Annotated in this window: 12 protein-coding genes; 7 read left to right on the forward strand and 5 right to left on the reverse strand. The window is 75.3% G+C overall.

The window, feature by feature from the left end:
• The first annotated feature begins 316 nt into the window (after positions 1–316).
• Positions 317–1,210: an ion transporter gene (locus ACZ4YL_RS02730; RefSeq protein ID WP_468113403.1), complete on the forward strand. Its 894-nt coding sequence runs from the start codon at positions 317–319 to the stop codon at positions 1,208–1,210.
• 24 nt (positions 1,211–1,234) lie between these two features.
• Here the strand turns inward: ACZ4YL_RS02730 and ACZ4YL_RS02735 are convergent, their stop codons facing one another.
• From ACZ4YL_RS02735 to ACZ4YL_RS02750, 4 genes are read right to left on the reverse strand one after another with little or no spacing between them, the layout of a single operon-like run.
• Positions 1,235–4,822: an SAV_2336 N-terminal domain-related protein gene (locus ACZ4YL_RS02735; protein WP_468113404.1), complete on the reverse strand. Its 3,588-nt coding sequence runs from the start codon at positions 4,820–4,822 to the stop codon at positions 1,235–1,237.
• Complete coding sequence (locus ACZ4YL_RS02740) at positions 4,819–5,946, reverse strand: AAA family ATPase (RefSeq protein ID WP_468113405.1); 1,128 nt, start codon at positions 5,944–5,946, stop codon at positions 4,819–4,821. Before ACZ4YL_RS02740 ends, ACZ4YL_RS02735 begins: the two co-directional genes overlap by 4 nt.
• A 31-nt stretch (positions 5,947–5,977) precedes the next feature.
• A complete protein-coding gene (locus tag ACZ4YL_RS02745; protein ID WP_468113406.1) occupies positions 5,978–8,053 on the reverse strand; it encodes a VMAP-C domain-containing protein in 2,076 nt (691 codons plus the stop codon).
• A complete protein-coding gene (locus tag ACZ4YL_RS02750; RefSeq protein ID WP_468113407.1) occupies positions 8,050–9,348 on the reverse strand; it encodes a hypothetical protein in 1,299 nt (432 codons plus the stop codon). The genes ACZ4YL_RS02745 and ACZ4YL_RS02750 overlap by 4 nt, the downstream gene beginning before the upstream one ends.
• A gap of 229 nt (positions 9,349–9,577) precedes the next feature.
• Between ACZ4YL_RS02750 and ACZ4YL_RS02755 the strand changes: the two genes are divergently transcribed.
• Both ACZ4YL_RS02755 and ACZ4YL_RS02760 read left to right on the forward strand, forming a co-directional pair.
• A complete protein-coding gene (locus tag ACZ4YL_RS02755; protein WP_468113408.1) occupies positions 9,578–10,546 on the forward strand; it encodes a trypsin-like serine peptidase in 969 nt (322 codons plus the stop codon).
• Positions 10,547–10,679: 133 nt separating this feature from the next.
• The gene (locus tag ACZ4YL_RS02760; RefSeq protein ID WP_468113409.1) at positions 10,680–11,282 is read left to right on the forward strand and encodes a TetR/AcrR family transcriptional regulator; all 603 of its coding nucleotides are present in this window, start codon (positions 10,680–10,682) and stop codon (positions 11,280–11,282) included.
• Positions 11,283–11,486: 204 nt separating this feature from the next.
• Here the strand turns inward: ACZ4YL_RS02760 and ACZ4YL_RS02765 are convergent, their stop codons facing one another.
• On the reverse strand, positions 11,487–12,449 hold the full coding sequence (locus ACZ4YL_RS02765; protein ID WP_468113410.1) for an oxidoreductase: 963 nt from the start codon (positions 12,447–12,449) through the stop codon (positions 11,487–11,489).
• Positions 12,450–12,640: 191 nt separating this feature from the next.
• Here ACZ4YL_RS02765 and cbiE point away from each other — a divergent pair, with 191 nt between their 5' ends.
• The 4 genes from cbiE to ACZ4YL_RS02785 all read left to right on the forward strand — a co-directional run bounded on the left by cbiE (position 12,641) and on the right by ACZ4YL_RS02785 (position 16,065).
• Entirely contained in the window at positions 12,641–13,933 is a 1,293-nt protein-coding gene (cbiE, locus tag ACZ4YL_RS02770; protein ID WP_468113479.1) for a precorrin-6y C5,15-methyltransferase (decarboxylating) subunit CbiE, read from the forward strand.
• Positions 13,930–14,679: a precorrin-4 C(11)-methyltransferase gene (cobM, locus tag ACZ4YL_RS02775; protein ID WP_468113411.1), complete on the forward strand. Its 750-nt coding sequence runs from the start codon at positions 13,930–13,932 to the stop codon at positions 14,677–14,679. Before cbiE ends, cobM begins: the two co-directional genes overlap by 4 nt.
• Entirely contained in the window at positions 14,669–15,427 is a 759-nt protein-coding gene (locus ACZ4YL_RS02780) for a cobalt-precorrin-6A reductase (protein ID WP_468113412.1), read from the forward strand. Before cobM ends, ACZ4YL_RS02780 begins: the two co-directional genes overlap by 11 nt.
• A gap of 68 nt (positions 15,428–15,495) precedes the next feature.
• Positions 15,496–16,065 carry a GNAT family N-acetyltransferase gene (locus ACZ4YL_RS02785; RefSeq protein ID WP_468113413.1) on the forward strand — a complete coding sequence of 190 codons (570 nt, stop codon included), beginning with the start codon at positions 15,496–15,498 and terminating at the stop codon, positions 16,063–16,065.
• Positions 16,066–16,069 lie beyond the last annotated feature (4 nt).

Genomic DNA, 16,069 nt, shown 5'->3' on the forward strand with positions numbered 1-16,069 from the left:
GGCGCGGTCCCCTTACGGCTGCGAGAGCATGCGGAAGCACGGATGCACGATGTACGGATGTACGGAGTGCGGGTGTACGAAGCGAGCATATGCGCCCAAGGCTCGCCCCACCCGCAGATCAACCGACTGTTCACGCAACGCACTTGACCCCGGTCCGGCACGACGCGTCACCGGAGGCGCGCGGGAGCGGAACCGCGCTCCGGCTCACGTTCGGCGCATCGGGGGGCGGACAGGGGTGAAACCCGATCGGCCTTGGGGCGTTAGAGGGGTGGCCCGCCGTTTCGCCCGCGGCGCAGACGAGAGTACGAGGAGCACGATGACAGACCCGAGGCCGGCCGGACGCGGCCGGATGAAACTGGCAGCCCGATGCCGGGTGGCCACGGAGGCCCCCGCCTTCGGGATGGTCGTCTTCTGCGCGATCCTCTTCAACGCCGCGCTGATGGGGGTGGAGACGTACAGCGGGCTCGCCGCCGAGTACCGGCTCGTGCTGCAGGGTGCGGAGAACTGCTGCCTGGCCCTGTTCACCCTGGAAATGCTGCTGCGCCTGGGCGCCTGCGCCGACCGGCCGAAAGCATTCTTCCGTGACCCGTGGAACCTCTTCGACCTCGCGGTCGTGGCCTCCGCCTTCGTCCCGCTCGTCCGCGAGAACACCACCCTGCTGCGGATGCTGCGCCTGGCCCGGGTCCTGCGCACCGCCCGCTTCCTGCCCCACCTGCGCATCCTGCTGATCGCCGTCGGCCGCAGCCTGCCGGGCACCGCCAGCTTCCTGTTCGTCGGCGCGCTGGTCCTGTACGTGTACGCCATGGTCGGCTGGGTGTGCTTCGCGAGGTCGGACCCCGGGCACTACGGCTCGGTGGGCCGCGCGATGCTCACGCTCTTCCTGCTGACCACGCTCGACGGTCTGACCGACGCCGTCCGCGCGGGACTGCAGATCTCCCGGCTGAGCATCATCTACTACGCCTCCTACGCGCTGCTCGCCTCCTTCGTACTGGTGAACGTACTCATCGGCGTCGTCCTCAACTCCCTCGACGAGGCGCGCGAGATGGAGGACGAGGCGAACCGCGCCCCGGCGCCGGGCACGGATCCCGACGTCCGGGCACGCATCGCCACCGCCCGCCGGGCTCTGGACGAGATCGAGGCGAGCCTCCCGGTGGCAGCCGACGGCGGGCGGCCGGAGCGGCAGCTGGAGGCCTCGCACAGCGGGCCCTGACGGCCCGGGGCCGGGCCGCCCCGGTCATCCGTTCTCGGCGTCGAGCAGCCGGATGTCCCACGTACCGTCCGAGCGCCGGGTGGAGGCCCAGCGGTCCGGCGGGACGACCGAGGAGAACTGCCCGACGATCGAGTCCGCTTCGAAGAGCACGCCTTCGAAGCGGACCCGTCCCCGGAAGGTGGCACGCGCGAAGTCCACCGGCCCTTCGAACACCGCCCCAGTGGACAGGAGCCCGCGCTCCCATGTCGCCGACGCGAAGGAGACGGAGCCCGCGAAGCCGGTCGCGCTCATCCCCGCCAGGCCGCGGAAGGCAGCGCGGGTGAAGTCCGCCGTCCCGTCCACCCGCATCCCGTTCAGGTCCGCGGAGGCCTGCAGCACGGCCCGGCCGAAGGAGACGTCGGCGAGGAAGACCGCGTCCTTGAATCCCGCCGAGCCGCGAAAGCGCGTCCGCCGGAAGGTGGCCGCGCGGTGGAAGCGGCACCGGTCGAAGTCGCCGACGTGCTCGAAGACCGCGCCGTCGAGGGAGACCGGCCCGGCGAAGGTGGCTCCGGCGAAACCGGCCCGGCCCGCGAAGGTGGCCCGGACGAAGGACGCGTGATCCGAGAACTCGATGTCCGGCCGGTTCCAGCCCTCCGCGAACCGTGCCCGGTCGAAGGCCGCCGGACCCACTCTGGCGGGTCCCGGAGCGCTCGGCTGCAACGCCATGAGGAGGCGCGGCAGCAGGCCGTGATCGAAGGTGGTGCCCCGCAGGTCGACCGGCGCTCCCGGCGACAGTGTCCCGAGGTAGGTTTCCTGGTCCTCGATCTCCAGATGGGCAAGGCACCGCTCGTGGCCCGGCAGCCGGATGCCGATGCAGGCCCGCGGGTCGGCCGGTGAGGCGTCGAGTCCACAGGCCGGCCAGTCGATGCCCTCGTCCAGGAGCCCGCCCGCCTCGGTCAGTACCTGCCCGAGCACCCCGGCGGGCGCGTGGTCGTCGGAACACACCCAGCCCTCGTCGGCGCCGCCCACCCGGCGCAGTGCGAGCCGGGCGGGCGAGCCGATCACGTCGCCCAGTTCCTCGTGCAGGCGGTGGGAGACGGCGAGGACGAGCGCCCCCGGACGCACCGTCCGTCCCAGCAGATCCGCGATCACGGGGTGCCGCACCAGCCGGGCGCTCTCGTCCGTGCCGCCTCCCACGGCCACGCCGAGCGAGGGGTGCATGCCGTCCACGCGCCGGAATCCGTACCGGGTCATGACCCCGGGCAGATCGTGCAGGAGCCGGCCCGCCTTGGCGTGGGCGCCCGGCGCGGCGAACGTGACGAGCAGCGGAGCGTCCCCCTCGCCGCCGGTCAGCCGCCCGCCGACACCGGTGCGCTGCATGAGCTCGACCAGCATGTCGCGCGTCTCCGCGAGCGGCGTGCTCCCGGTCGGGACCACGCCGTCCGCGCCGGGCAGCACCGCCAGGCACACCGCGGTCTCCGTGTCCCGCGCCCGCCCGGAACCCTCCAGCGCCGCGCGGAAGCCCGGTTGTTCCAGCAGGGCGTCGGCCAGCAGGAACACCATGCGGTCGGGCCAGACCGTGTGGACGACGCCGGCCAGCGCGCCGTCCGCGGAGACGGGGCCGCCGCGGAAGTGCGTCCAGCCCTCCGGTTCCGCGGAGAGCCGGACGAGCTCGCCGTTGCGTTCGCCGTCGTGCGGAGCCACCTCGCCCGTGAGCGCGAGCGGGTCCCCCTGGTCGGTGCGGCCGTCGATCCGCAGCCGGTCCAGGCGGTGGTGGCCCCCCGCCGTCAGCCAGGGCAGCGGCTCCACGCCGACCGCCGGATCCATCAGGTCCTCGTCGGCCTGGAGCAGCAGCATCCGGGGCGCCGCGTCATCCCACCACACCGCACGGCAGGGGATCTCCCGGTCGCCGGGCCGTACCCAGGCCACCGCGCCCGCGGGGGGCACCGCGTCCCCCACCGTGAGCACCAGCCTCGGCGTCAGCAGGGTGCCGACCTCCTGCGGCTCGGCCATCCCGTCGTGGCGGACCCGGACGACCCGGTCGGCCAGGCCCGGATCCCGCGGTGGCCGCGCCGCGAACGGCAGGGCCCCCTCGGCCACCCGGCGCACGCCCTCCCGGCCCGTGGTGACCCGGGTCGCGGAGAAGTCCGGGCCGGTGCGCCGGTTGCGGGACATGAACTCCCAGACGCGGCGCCGGACCAGCTCCCGTACGGCGGCCACGTCCCCGCGCAGCTGCGAGCCGAGCAGCACCTCCCGTACGCCGGGCAGGAACTCGAACTCCACCTCACCGGAGTCCTGTTCGTCGTCCCAGGCCTCGAAGAGCCCGCCGAGGGCGACCTCGGCGAGGTGGCCGTGCTCCGAGTCGCGCAGCAGGGAGCGCCGGACCAGGGTCATCACCGGCAGGGTGAGCGGTACGGCGGCCAGGTGGGCGGCGAGCTGCTGGGCCGTCGGGGAGGCGTTCGCGCGGAAGTCCTCCACCACTTCCAGGGCGCTGCGGCCGCCGCCGGGGGCCGGATCGGCCGGGGCGCTCGCGGCGGCGGGTTCCGGGTCCAGGCGCAGGCAGGCGAGGCGCCGCCACCGGCCGTCCCCGGAGACCACCCGCACCAGCCGGGCCAGGCTGCCGGAGGCGACCCCGACCACGGGGACGACGGCCGGCGGGGCGGCGCGCCGGCGTCCGGCGCGGGCGCGGCGGGCGGCCGGGATCCGCTGCCAGGAGCGGGTGGCGGCGGCCGGCCGGTCGGCGCGGACGGCGAAGGGGACGGGCCGGACGGCGCCGCGCGTCCAGAGCCGTTCGGGCAGGACGTTCAGTACGGCGACGGCGTTGTGCGCGCACCAGTGCCGGAGCATGCCCTGCACCGGGGCCTCGCGCCAGCCGCCCGCCACGGTGTCGGAGAGTACGAGGATCAGCCGGCGGCCCGCCGGGTCGGCCAGTTCCAGGGGGTTGCGGGGCGGGCCGCCGTGGCCGCGGGTGACCATCGGGGTGGCGCCGGGGCCGGTGCCGGTCAGCTGCCAGGTGCGCACGTCGCGGAAGACGCCGCTGCGGGTCAGGACGCGGCGGAGCTCGTCCACGTGGTCCGACCAGAGCAGCATGGAGTGGTGGGTGTCGACGACCAGCGCCAGGTCCAGCCAGCGGCTCTCGGCGGGGCGCAGGACCGGGGTCGTCACCATCCGCTCGATGCTGCGTTCCACGGTGAGCTGCTCGTCCAGTTCCTCTCCCGGGCCGCCGATGGAGCGTCTCCCGACGGGCCGCAGGGAGCGCATCAGGGCGAGCGGGTCGTCGAGGGAGGCGGCCCGCGGCAGCCGCAGGGGTGAGCCGCGGCGTTCCGTGCCGCCGTCGTCCGGTTTCCCGGCGGGGCGGCGCCGGGCGGCCGGGAAGAGCTGGACGGCCGGTTCGCCGCCGGCCGGGGCGTCCGCGCCGGGTGCGGGGCCGGGCTCGGGGGAAGGGGTGTCGGGGGGCGGCGGCCGCTCGCCCGGGGGGCCGGTGCCGGGCGCACCGGGCGGGCGGTCCGCGCGCCCCGGGTCCACCCGGGCCGCCAGCCACAGGATGTCGGCGATCTCCTCCGCGCCGATGCCGGTGTTCGGGACGCTGCCGTCGGCGCCGTCGGCGAGGGCCGCGAGCAGCTCCTCGATCACGCCGTGGGCCCGGTCAGGTGCTGCATGACGGTGGCGAGGAAGCGTTCGCGGTCGGCGGGCGCGGACCAGGCACCGGCGAGGCGGAGCTGGATGGCGTTGAGGAGCTGGTCGGTGGCCAGGTCGCCGTCCTCGCCACGGTCGAGGAAGGCCTGGACGAGGTCCTGGTACTCCTCGCCGGATGCGATGTCGACGCCGAGCCGGCGGCGCACGATGCGGGCGAGCTTGTCCGGTCCGGGCGGCTCCAGGTGGAGGCGGACGCAGCGGCGCAGGAAGGCGGGCGGGAAGTCCCGTTCGCCGTTGCTGGTGAGGACGACGATGGGGAAGTAGCGGCACTGGACGCGGCCCTGGGTGATCCGTACGGCCGCGTCGGGGTCGTCGTCGGTGCCGATGGCGACGGTGGGGTCCTCCTGGGCGAGGCGGGCGAGTTCGGGGATCAGGAAGCCGCCGTCCTCGAAGACGGTGAGGAGGTCGCCGGGGAGGTCGATGTCGCTCTTGTCGATCTCGTCGACGAGCAGCACGCGGGGGCGGTCCTGCGGGAGCAGGGCGGTACCGAGGGGGCCGAGGCGCAGATAGCGGGAGATCGAGGGGCCGGAGGGGGCGGAGGGGGCGGAGGGGGCGGAGGGGGCGGAGGGGGCGACGGCGGTGTCCGGCGCGGGCACGGGTACGGCCGCGGCGGGCTGCGCGCCCGGTGTGCGCAGCTGCTCCAGCCCGGCCTCCTGGAGCCGGCCGATGGCGTCGTACAGGTACAGCCCGTCCCGCAGTACGGTCCGGCTGGTGATCGGCCAGTGCAGTACGGGTCCCAGGCTCAGGTCGGAGGCGATGCTGTAGGCGAGCGTGGACTTGCCGACGCCCGGTTTCCCGGTGACGAGCAGCGGCCTGCGCAGGTGCAGCGCCGTGTTGACGACGTCCTTCTCCGGCTCGTCGGGTACGTAGCCCTCGCCGCGCCGCCAGGTGCGCTCCCAGGCCGCTCCGGTGCACCCGGGCGGCGCGTATCCGGGGTCGGGGGCGCCGGTGAAGTCCCGCCAGGGTGGCGGGAATCCGGCCTCCAGGCGGGCACGCCGGTCCGCGCCCTCGCCGGTCCCGTGGTACAGCCACCAGTCCTTCACCACTGCCTCTGCCTCCATCTTCGGTTCCGCCGTCTGTCGGTGGTCGGGGTCAGGCCAGGGACCGGAGGCCCGGTATGTCGTCGGGATCGTCCCACAGGAGCACCAACTGGTCTCCCCCTGACGGTGGTTGGTGGGCGCGTGCGGCTCCCCCGGCGGCGCCGGCTGCCGCCCGGCGCACCTCCCGCACGCGTGCGGGCAGGGCCAGTACGTCCAGTGCGCCGGGGTCGGGGCGGCCGTCCGGCCCGGCCGGAGCCAGCAGGTCGAGGAGTGCGGGTGCGGGCAGGCCGCCGCCGCGCCGCCATACGGCCACCGGGAGCCCGCCTTCGAGTACGGCCTCCAGCAGCCCGGTATGCGGGGCGGCCGCGGTGTGGGCGAGGACGCAGGCGGGCGGCGGCTGCGCGGCCAGCTCCATGCCGAGCGCGTCGGTGACCTCCTCGTCCGTGACGACGCGTACGGCGTCGGGGTGCCGGCCGCCCTGGGCGTGCAGCCAGCGCCAGGTGCCGTGCCACTCGGCGCGGGTGTCCGCCCGCTCCTGCGGGCAGCGCACCACCACCTGGTGGAGCAGGCCGAGGGCGCGGCGCCGGCCGGCCGGGCCGCGGGGCACCGGCCACTGGTCGAAGTCGGCGTCGAGCAGCTCGTACGGCACGTGGAACTCGATGCGGTCCACCGCGGCGTACGCCTGCCGCCCGGCTCCGCCGTCTGCCCCGCCGCCGGTGTCCGAGGCGCCGCCGATGAGGGCGAGTTGCCGTACGAGCTCCTCCCGCACCCCGTCCAGTGCGACCGGCTGCCCTTCCGACTCCCATATGTGCCGGGTCCGTTCGCCCCGCAGCCACATCCGGGCCAGGTACCCGGGTTCCCCGCCCGGCGGTGTCTCCAGCCGGACGTGCACGACCATCCTGCGGGCCGGGGGCGGGGGCGGGGGCAGCACCGGCAGGGCGAGGCGCTCGCGGGTGGCCCGTACCCAGTCCCCGAGCCGGGCCGCCCACCGCGCGTCGCCCGCGGCGGCGGCCCGGTCCGCGAGGAACCGTACGAAGGGCACCGCCAGTGGCATCCCGCCGCGCCCGCCCTGCCGCTCGTCCAGGTCCTGGACCACCTCCAGCAGGCCGTCCCCGGGCAGGCCGCCGCGCGCCGGGGTGGTGCAGCCGGCCGCCTTGAACGCCCAGGCGTAGGCCTCGTAGGCGCAGCGCGGCAGTTCTCGGCCCTCGAAGAGCTCGCCGAGCCCGTCCCAGGCCGTCTGGTCGAGCTTGGCGGCCCGGGGCAGTGCGGCCCGGGACAGGTCGTCGTCGAGGAAGGAGCAGGCGTCCCAGTCCCGGTCGACGATGAACTGCGGCAGCTGCCAGCCCTCACCGCGCTCGCGCAGCTCCTGGAAGGTGCGGTGGATGCTGAGGGCGGCGCCGGGCAGCCCGCTGACGCTCTCCCGTACGGACCGTCCGCCCAGTTCGCCGAGCAGGGCCTCGGTGAACCGGCCGGCGCCGCGCTCGGGGTCGTTCTGCGCGACCTCGCCCTCGCGGGAGGCGTAGAGCCGGAACTGGCGTCGGCCGGGTACCGAACTCCCGCCCCCGTAGTCGGTGTTGCCGAAGTTCCAGCGGGTGTCGCGGGGCGCGTCGACCCGGCAGGAGTCCACGAGTGCGGCCTGGAGCGGGAAGCGGCGCTGTTTGACGAGGTCGGTCCGCCACCAGCGCAGCGCCGAGTCCAGGTTGAGGTGCCTGATCTGGCTGGGGCGGGCGTCGGCGCAGGGCAGCATCAGCTCCTGGCGCGGCCCGAGGTAGCCGTGTCCGGCCCAGAAGATCCACAGCAGGTCGCCGTCGCACTGCGGGAGTTCGTCGAGCAGTGCCGACTTCACGTTCTCCTCGGTCGCCGGCCGGTAGGCCGTGCGCAGGGCGGTCATCGCCGGGGAGTCCGTCCAGTCGAGGTCGCCCGGATCGTCGAGCGGGGAGAGCAGCAGGCGGACGTTGCCGGGCGGCACCTCGGCGGGGCCGGTCAGCCACCGGGCGAAGCGCAGGGCGTCGCGGGCCGGGCCGCGCAGGTTCCAGCGGTGGCTGATGTCGTAGCGCTCGACCCCGGCGACGAGCGCGAAGGTGCGCTGCGGTCCGAGGGCCGGGGGCAGGAAGTCGGCGGGAGTCACCCGATCTCCGCCTCGGTCACCGCCTGTTCGATGCGCTCGTAGAGGGAGTCCTGTTTCCAGTAGGCGCTGTGGCAGGCCGGGAAGGGCTGGCGGCTGCGGACCTCGTGGTCGCTGACGCGCGCGTCGCCGGGGAAGACGGGTGCGGCGAGGTAGGAGAGCACGTCGTGCCGGTCGTAGACGTTGAGCCAGCGCGGGAAGCCGTACGGGAGTTTCGCGCCGGGTTCGAGCGCGGTGAGCGCGCCCAGTTCGTAGAGGAACGGGGCCTGGGAGCCGACGGTGACCAGCAGCTCGGCCCCGGGGACGGCCTCACCGCGGGCGGCGGCGAGGGTGAGGAGGTCCACGAGGGCGATCCCGCCGAGGCTGTGGCCGATGAGTACGGTCGGCCCCGGATCGGCGGTGATCCGGGCGTGCAGGAACTCCCGCAGCTCGTGGCCGCGGGACTGGTAGCGCAGGATGTCGCCGAGCACGGGGGTGGCGCCGACGGTGAGGGAGCCGCGCCGGGCGTCGAGGAGGGGCTGGGTGGTGACCCGCAGGGCGAGCCGGCCGAGGACGGCGGCCACGCGGGCGCCGGGAACCCGGCCGTCGCCGCCGAGGCGGGTGGTGAGCAGCTCGACGAGGCGGTCGCGTTCGGCGCCCGTGCAGTCGGCCTCGTCGGTGGCGGCCGCCAGGGCGGCGGCGGTCACGGCCCGGGCGAGGGCGGTGGCCAGCTCGCGGGCCTGCGGCTCGTCGGTGGCGCGGGCCGCGGCCCGGGTCGCTTCGGCGGAGCCCGCGGCGGCGTCCAGGGCGGCGGCGAAGCCCGCGGCGAGGCCGGTTCCGTGGAGCAGGGCGCCGAGTTCGTCCCCGGCCGGCGGCGGCGCGGGCGGTAAGCCTTCGAGCAGGGCGAGCACGCGGGCTCCGGCGGCCTGTACGCCGGGCATCGCGAAGGCGTCGCCGTACCCGGCGTCCTCGTCGTCCGCGTCGCCGGCGTCACCCCGGTCACCCCGGACACCCCGGTCGCCGGGGCCCGCCCAGCCCGCCTCGGCCAGGACCCGCAGCTCGCACAGCGGGTCGGCGAGCAGCAGCGCCCACTCGGCCGTCTCCGCGTCCACGGGGTCGGGCGCGCCCTGCGGCCCGGGGCGCAGACCCGGCACCGAACGGCCGCCCGCGCCGAGGGTCGCGCCGAACCGGTCGCCCCAGTAGCAGGAGTCGACGGCGGCTCCGGGGAATCTGGCCGTCAGCCGCTCACGGACCTGGGCGAACAGCCTGTCGTGCCGCTCGCGCCGTACCCCCGTACCGTGGACAAAGAGAAAACGCATCGCAGCCCGGCCCCCCTCGCGCAGTCGTCCCCCGCCCGGCACCATAGCCCGGCGGGGGTAACAGGGGCCATGGAACGCCGAGTTCGGCGTGCGCGGGCGGATCGGGGGCCTTCGGGCAGGGGTACCGGGGGCGGGGGCTGTGAGCACGGACACGTCCGCCCGCCGGAACCCGGGCCGGCGCTCCCCCATCGAACGAAGAGTCTGAATGCGTCTGGGGCGGGAGCACCACATGGTCGGCAGGGTTGACGAGCGGGAACGGCGGCGGGGCCGGGCCGCCCCGCGGGGCTCCATGGCCGTCGGCCTCCTGTGCACCGTGGTCCTCGCGGGCGTCGGCTACGTCGCCTGGGAGCTGCGCGGCATCGCCGCGAACCGTGCGGACGGCGATCCGGCGCAAGGCGTCTACCAGCAGGACCCCGAGCGGGCCGACAGAACGGCGGCCTCGGTGCTGGACGGGATCGTGCGGGAGGCCCCGGAGCCGCCGAGGGACGGCCAGGCCTTCGGCGACGGCGGCGGCCCGGTGGACTGGCGGTACGCCGGGTGGCAGCCCTCCGATCCCCTGGAGGCCGGGCCCGCCCCGGCCGAGCCCGCCGTCGGCGCGCTCTTCTCCCCCGGCGGCGACGGCGACCCCGACCACCACTGCTCGGCCGTGGTGGTCCACTCCCCGCGGGGCGACCTGATCGCCACCGCCGCGCACTGCGTGTACGCCGGCGGCTTCCGCACCAACCTCGCCTTCGCGCCCGGCTACCGGGACGGCGTGGCCCCGTACGGCATCTGGGTGCCGACCCGGATCGACGTGGACCCGCGCTGGACGCAGGACCAGGACCCCGACCACGACATCGCCCTGGTCCGGCTGCGCCGGCCGGGCTATCCGGGGCAGCGGCTGGAGGACGTCACGGGGGCCCTGACCATGGACTTCGGGACCGAACTGCCGTCGCCCGCCCGGCTCATGGGCTACCCGAACTACGCCGAGCAGCCGCTGGAGTGCCGGAACACCGCGGTCCTGGCCGGGCCGGCGCAGGTGCGCGTGGACTGCGCGGACGTACCCAACGGCACCAGTGGCGGCCCGGTGACGACCGGCCGCAGCACCCTGATCGGGGTGATCGGCGGCCGCGACGGGGGCGGGGACGAGGAGACCACGTACAGCGTCCGCTTCGGCGACGGCGCCCGCGCCCTGTACGAGCGCTCCGCCAAGTCCTGAGCGGCCGGTCGCCCCGGAGGCCCCCGGGGAGGTTCTGGAGGACCTTTCCGAAACAGTTCTCCGGTTTCCGGGAGTTGCTAGGCTCGTCGGCACGGATTTCGGACATCAGGACGCACACCGACGGGACGGCACCGTGTCTCCTAAGCAGCAGCGTGGCGAGGCCACCGTCGACCTGCTCCTGACCACCGCCCTGCGGGTGTTCGCCGAGTCCGGCCAGCAGGGCTTCACCGTGAACGCGGTCGTGTCGGCCGGCGGGGTCAGCCTCGGCAGCCTCTACCACCACTTCGGCAGCTTCGACGGTCTTGCCGCCGCCCTCTACATCCGGTGCATGGACGAGCTGTGCGACGCGATGATCGCCGCCCTCACCCGGTGCCGCACGGCCCGCACCGGGGTGCGTGCGTGGGTGACGGCCTACCTGACGTTCACCCGGGAACACCGGGACGTCGCGCTGTTCCTGCACGCCTCCGCCTATTCCGGTTATCTGGTGGCCCACGCCGAGGAGATCGGCGCGGCCAAGGCGGAGAAGTTCGCGGCCATCATGCGGTGGCTGGCGGTGCGCATGGAGCGCGGCGAGATCGCCCCGCTCCCGGCGCCCGTGGTCGAGGTGCTCGTCATGGGCCCGCTCGCGGAGGCCGCCCGGCGCTGGCTGTCCAGCACCTACGAGATCGACCTCACCGAGGCCGCCCGCTACCTCCCCGACCACATCTGGCGCTCCCTGCGCCCCGAGCCCGTCTGAGATCCCGCCCGGCCCGGCCCGGTCCCCCGCCGTGACGGCCGATGCGGTCGTGACGGCCGCGGATTCCTGGGTGGTTGTCCGGCTCGTCGTCGCTCATGCCGCAGATTCTGCTGTGCAGGGGGCGCTCGGGGCAGGTCCGCGCCGGGGCGCCCGGAGGCGACACGGGGGCGGGCGGACTCACTTCGGAGCGCCCGCGCGATCCGCTCAGCGCGGCAGGGCGGCGTACGAGACCCCCGTGAGCTTCTCGGAGGCGGCCCACAGCAGCTCGCCGGAGCTGTCGTCGAGGGTCCACCCGGCCCGCCAGGACCGCGCGGGCGCCCCGCGCCAGCCGAACCGCGGGCCGATGAACGTGTCAGGCCGGACCCCGGGCGCGGTGGCCGCGTAGAGGGTGGGCAGCGCGCCCGAGGCGGTGGGCTGGGCGAGGACCGCGTTGCCGATCGCGGCCACCCGCGAGTTGAGGGTGGGGCCCTCCAGCTTCGACGCTCCGGAGTGGAGGTTGCTGGAGGCGTAGCCGGGGTGGGCGGCGACGGCGGTGATCGGGGAGCCGGCGGCCGTGAAGCGGCGGGACAGCTCGTGGGTGAAGAGCAGGTTGGCGGTCTTGGAGCGGCCGTAAGCGATCCACCGCCGGTAGCCGTGCTCGCCGCCCGCGTCGGCGAGGCCCGGGGCGACGAGGTCCGCGTCGGCGGGACCGATCCTCCCCAGTACGTGGAAGCCGCTGGAGACGTTGACGATCCGGGCCCCGGGGGCGGCGGCGCGCAGTCGCGGCAGCAGCAGTCCGGTCAGGGCGAAGTGCCCGAGGTGGTTGACCCCGAACTGTGTCTCGAACCCGTCGGCGGTCCGCCCGTACGGCAGGGCCATCACCCCCGCGTTGTTGACCAGCAGGTCCAGCGAGGCGTGCCGCTGTCCGTACCCGGCGGCGAACTCCCGTACGGAGGACAGGTCGGCGAGGTCCAGCGGGAGGAACTCGGCCCGCGCCCCCGGAACTTCCGCGCGCAGCCGGATCACGGCGGCCCGGCCGCGGGCCGCGCTGCGGCAGGCCAGCACCACCGAGGCGCCGCGCCGGGCGAGCTCGCGGGCGGTGACGTAGCCGATCCCGCTGTTGGCCCCGGTCACGACGGCGCTGCGGCCGCTCTGGTCGGGGATGTGCGTCGCGTTCCAGCCCGGCATGGCGGCTCCCTCGTGAGGCAGTGAGTTACCGAGGGTAGCCCGAGGAGGTTCCGCGGGTGCCGCCGGGCCGGGGCCAGGGCAGGGGCCAGGGCGGCGCGGGTCACGGATGGGCAGGCCAGTAGGCTGCGGGTCCGCCCTCTTTCCCCCTCCCGTCCCCGAGGAACCGCGCAGTGAGCTCCCCGCCGCCCCCCATGCCCGTGACGGTCGTCGGCCTCGGCGCGGACGGCTGGGCCGGGCTCACCGCCGCCGGCCGCTCCGCGCTGTCCTCGGCCGAGGTGCTGATCGGCGGGCCGCGCCAGCTGGACCTGCTGCCGGCCGCCGATTGCACCGGTGAGCGGGTGGCCTGGCCGAGCCCGCTGCGGCCCGCCGTTCCGAAGCTGATGGCCGAGCACGCCGGCCGCCGGATCGTGGTGCTGGCCAGCGGTGACCCGATGTTCTACGGGATCGGCCGCGCCCTCGCCGAGGAGCTCGGGCCGCGGTCCCTGCGGGTCCACCCGCACCCCTCGTCGGTGTCCTACGCATGCGCCCGCCTGGGCTGGCCGGTGGAGGAAACCGAGGTGGTCACGGTGGTCGGCCGCCCGGTGGCCCGGCTGGCGGCCGCGCTCCACGAAGGGCGCCGGGTGCTGGTGCTCAGCGCCGGAGCGTCGTCCCCGGGCGAGATCGCCGCCCTGCTGCGGGAGCGGGGCTTCGGCCCGAGCCGGATGCGGGTGCTGGAACAGCTCGGGTCCGAGCGCGAGGACACGTACGAGGGCCACGCCGACGGCTGGGACCACGCGCCCGGCGATCCCCTGAACGTGGTCGCGCTCGACTGCCGCCGGGACCCGGCCCACGACGCGCCGCGCCTCGGCGCGACCCCGGGCCTGCCGGACACCGCGTACGAACACGACGGGCAGCTCACCAAGCGCCACGTCCGGGCCGCGACCCTGTGCGCGCTGGCCCCGGCCCCCGGCGAGCTGCTGTGGGACATCGGCGGCGGCTCCGGCTCCATCGGCATCGAGTGGATGCGTACGCACCCCTCGTGCCGGGCGGTGGCCGTGGAGCGCGTCCCGGAGCGGGCCGCACGCATCACCCGCAACGCGGCGGCGCTCGGCGTACCCGGCCTGCGCGTGGTCATCGGCGCCGCACCGCAGGCACTGGCCGGGCTGCCGGCCCCCGACGCCGTGTTCATCGGCGGCGGGCTGACCGCGCCCGGCCTGCTGGACGCGGTCTGGGACGCGCTGGCCCCCGGCGGCCGGCTGGTGGTCAACACCGTCACCCTGGAGTCGGAGGCGGTGCTCGCCGAGCGCTACCGGCGCCACGGCGGCGAACTGGTGAAGCTCGCCGTCGCGCACGCCGTGCCGGTCGGCGGTTTCACGGGCTGGCGGCAGGCGATGCCGGTCACCCAGTGGTCAGTGACGAAGCCGGACGGGACGGCCACCGGGCCGACCGCATCGACCGGATCGACCGGATCGACCGGATCGACCGAGGAGAAGGATCGAACATGACCGTGTACTTCATCGGTGCGGGCCCCGGCGCCGCCGACCTGATCACGGTGCGCGGTGCCCGGACCCTGGCCGCCGCCCCCGTCTGCCTGTACGCGGGCAGCCTCGTGCCGCGCGAACTGCTGGCCGAGTGCCCGGCGGACGCCCGCCTGGTCGACACCTCGCAGCTCAACCTGGACGAGATCGTCGCCGAGTGCGTACGGGCCCACGCGGCGGGCCAGGACGTGGCGCGGCTGCACTCCGGCGACCCGTCGATCTTCAGCGCGGTCGCGGAGCAGATGCGCCGGCTCGACGCGGCCGGCATCCCCTACGAGGTCGTCCCGGGTGTCCCGGCGTTCGCCGCGGCCGCCGCCGCCCTCAAGCGGGAGCTGACCGTCCCCACCGTCGGCCAGACCGTGATCCTGACCCGGATCGCCCAGCAGGCCACCCCCATGCCGCCCGGCGAGGACCTGGCGACGCTGGGCCGCAGCGGCGCGCTGCTGGTGCTGCACCTGGCCACCCGCTACGTGGACCGGGTCGTCGACGAGCTGCTGCCGCACTACGGGGCCGAGTGCCCGGTGGCGGTCGTGGCGATGGCCAGCCGCCCCGACGAACTGATCCTGCGCGGCACCCTGGCCGACATCGCCGCACAGGTGAAGGAGCACGGACTGGTGCGCACCGCCGTCATCATGGTGGGCCGCACGCTCGGCGCGGAGCAGTTCCGCGACAGCCACCTGTACTCGCCCGAGCGCGACCGGCATGTCTGCTGACGTGGCTCCGGCCCACGTCCTGATCCTGGGCGGCACGACGGAGGCCCGGCGCCTCGCGGAGGCGCTGGCCGGGGAACCCTCGTACCGGGTGACGACCTCGCTGGCGGGGCGGGTCACCTCGCCCGTGCTCCCGCCGGGCGAGACCCGCATCGGCGGCTTCGGCGGGCCCGAGGGGCTGGCGGCCTGGATCGGCTCCCACGGGGTCACCCACCTGGTCGACGCCACCCATCCCTTCGCGGAGCGGATGAGCTTCAACGCGGCGGGGGCGGCGGCCCTCACGGGCGTCCCGCTGCTGGCGCTGCGGCGCCCGGGCTGGACGCCGGGGCCGGGCGACGACTGGACCTTCGTGGACCGTCTGGAAGAGGCGGCCGACCGGCTGCCCGGCCTCGGCTCCCGCGCGTTCCTGACCACCGGCCGGATGGGCCTGCACACCTTCGCGCACCTCACCGGCACCTGGTTCCTGGTGCGTTCGGTGGACCCTCCGGCCCCGCCGGTTCCGCCGCGCCTCGAAGTACTCCTGGACCGGGGCCCGTTCACCCTGGACGACGAGCGGGAGCTGATCGCCCGGCACCGGATCGACGTCCTGGTCACCAAGGACAGCGGCGGCTCGGCCACCGCCCCCAAGCTCACCGCGGCCCGCGAGGCCGGCCTCCCGGTCCTCGTCGTACGCCGCCCGGCGGTCCCGGAGGGCGTACCGGAGACGGGCTCGGTCGAGGCCGTGCGGGACTGGCTCGGTGTGAGCCGGTAGAGGAGGTCCGGTTCTGCCCTGGGGAAAAGGAATTGCCTGCTGGGGACGGGCCACGTTGGGTGGACGGCATGACCGTACTGCACACCGAACGCCTCGTCCTGCGCCCCTGGCGGGACTCCGACCTCGATCCCTGGGCGGCGATGAACGCCGATCCCGAGGTACGGGAGCACCTGGGCGACCCGCTCACCCGTGAGCAGAGCGAGGCCTCCATGGTGCGGTTCCGGGCCGCGTTCGACCGGCGGGGCCACGGCTGGTGGGCCGTGGAGGTCCGGGCCACGGGTGAGTTCATCGGCTTCGCGGGCATGGACGACGTGGACGACGGCATGCCGTTCACCGGGGTGGAGATCGGCTGGCGGCTCGCCCGTGCCTCCTGGGGACGGGGCTACGCCACCGAGGCCGCGCGGGCGGTCGTGGCCCACGGCTTCGACGCGCTCGGGCTGCCCGAGCTCCTCGCCGTGACCACGGTCGGCAACCTCCGCTCCCAGGCGGTGATGCGGAAGACCGGGATGACCCGGAACCCGGCCGACGACTTCGACGACCCCGACGCGCCCGAAGGACCGCTGCGTCCGAACGTGCTGTTCCGGCTGGAGCGTGGTGCGGCGACGGCAGCGGCGGGCGGTGCGCCGGGATCCCGCTGAGGCG

The organism is Streptomyces sp. NPDC030021, assembly GCF_055574035.1.

Excerpts from the sequence above, each read along its gene's own strand:
- ACZ4YL_RS02730 (WP_468113403.1), top strand. The coding sequence starts at position 317 with ATGACAGACCCGAGGCCGGCCGGACGCGGCCGGATGAAACTGGCAGCC.
- ACZ4YL_RS02740 (WP_468113405.1), bottom strand. The coding sequence starts at position 5,946 with ATGGAGGCAGAGGCAGTGGTGAAGGACTGGTGGCTGTACCACGGGACC.
- ACZ4YL_RS02750 (WP_468113407.1), bottom strand. The coding sequence starts at position 9,348 with ATGCGTTTTCTCTTTGTCCACGGTACGGGGGTACGGCGCGAGCGGCAC.
- ACZ4YL_RS02755 (WP_468113408.1), top strand. The coding sequence starts at position 9,578 with ATGGTCGGCAGGGTTGACGAGCGGGAACGGCGGCGGGGCCGGGCCGCC.
- ACZ4YL_RS02765 (WP_468113410.1), bottom strand. The coding sequence starts at position 12,449 with ATGCCGGGCTGGAACGCGACGCACATCCCCGACCAGAGCGGCCGCAGC.
- cbiE (WP_468113479.1), top strand. The coding sequence starts at position 12,641 with ATGCCCGTGACGGTCGTCGGCCTCGGCGCGGACGGCTGGGCCGGGCTC.
- cobM (WP_468113411.1), top strand. The coding sequence starts at position 13,930 with ATGACCGTGTACTTCATCGGTGCGGGCCCCGGCGCCGCCGACCTGATC.
- ACZ4YL_RS02780 (WP_468113412.1), top strand. The coding sequence starts at position 14,669 with ATGTCTGCTGACGTGGCTCCGGCCCACGTCCTGATCCTGGGCGGCACG.
- ACZ4YL_RS02785 (WP_468113413.1), top strand. The coding sequence starts at position 15,496 with ATGACCGTACTGCACACCGAACGCCTCGTCCTGCGCCCCTGGCGGGAC.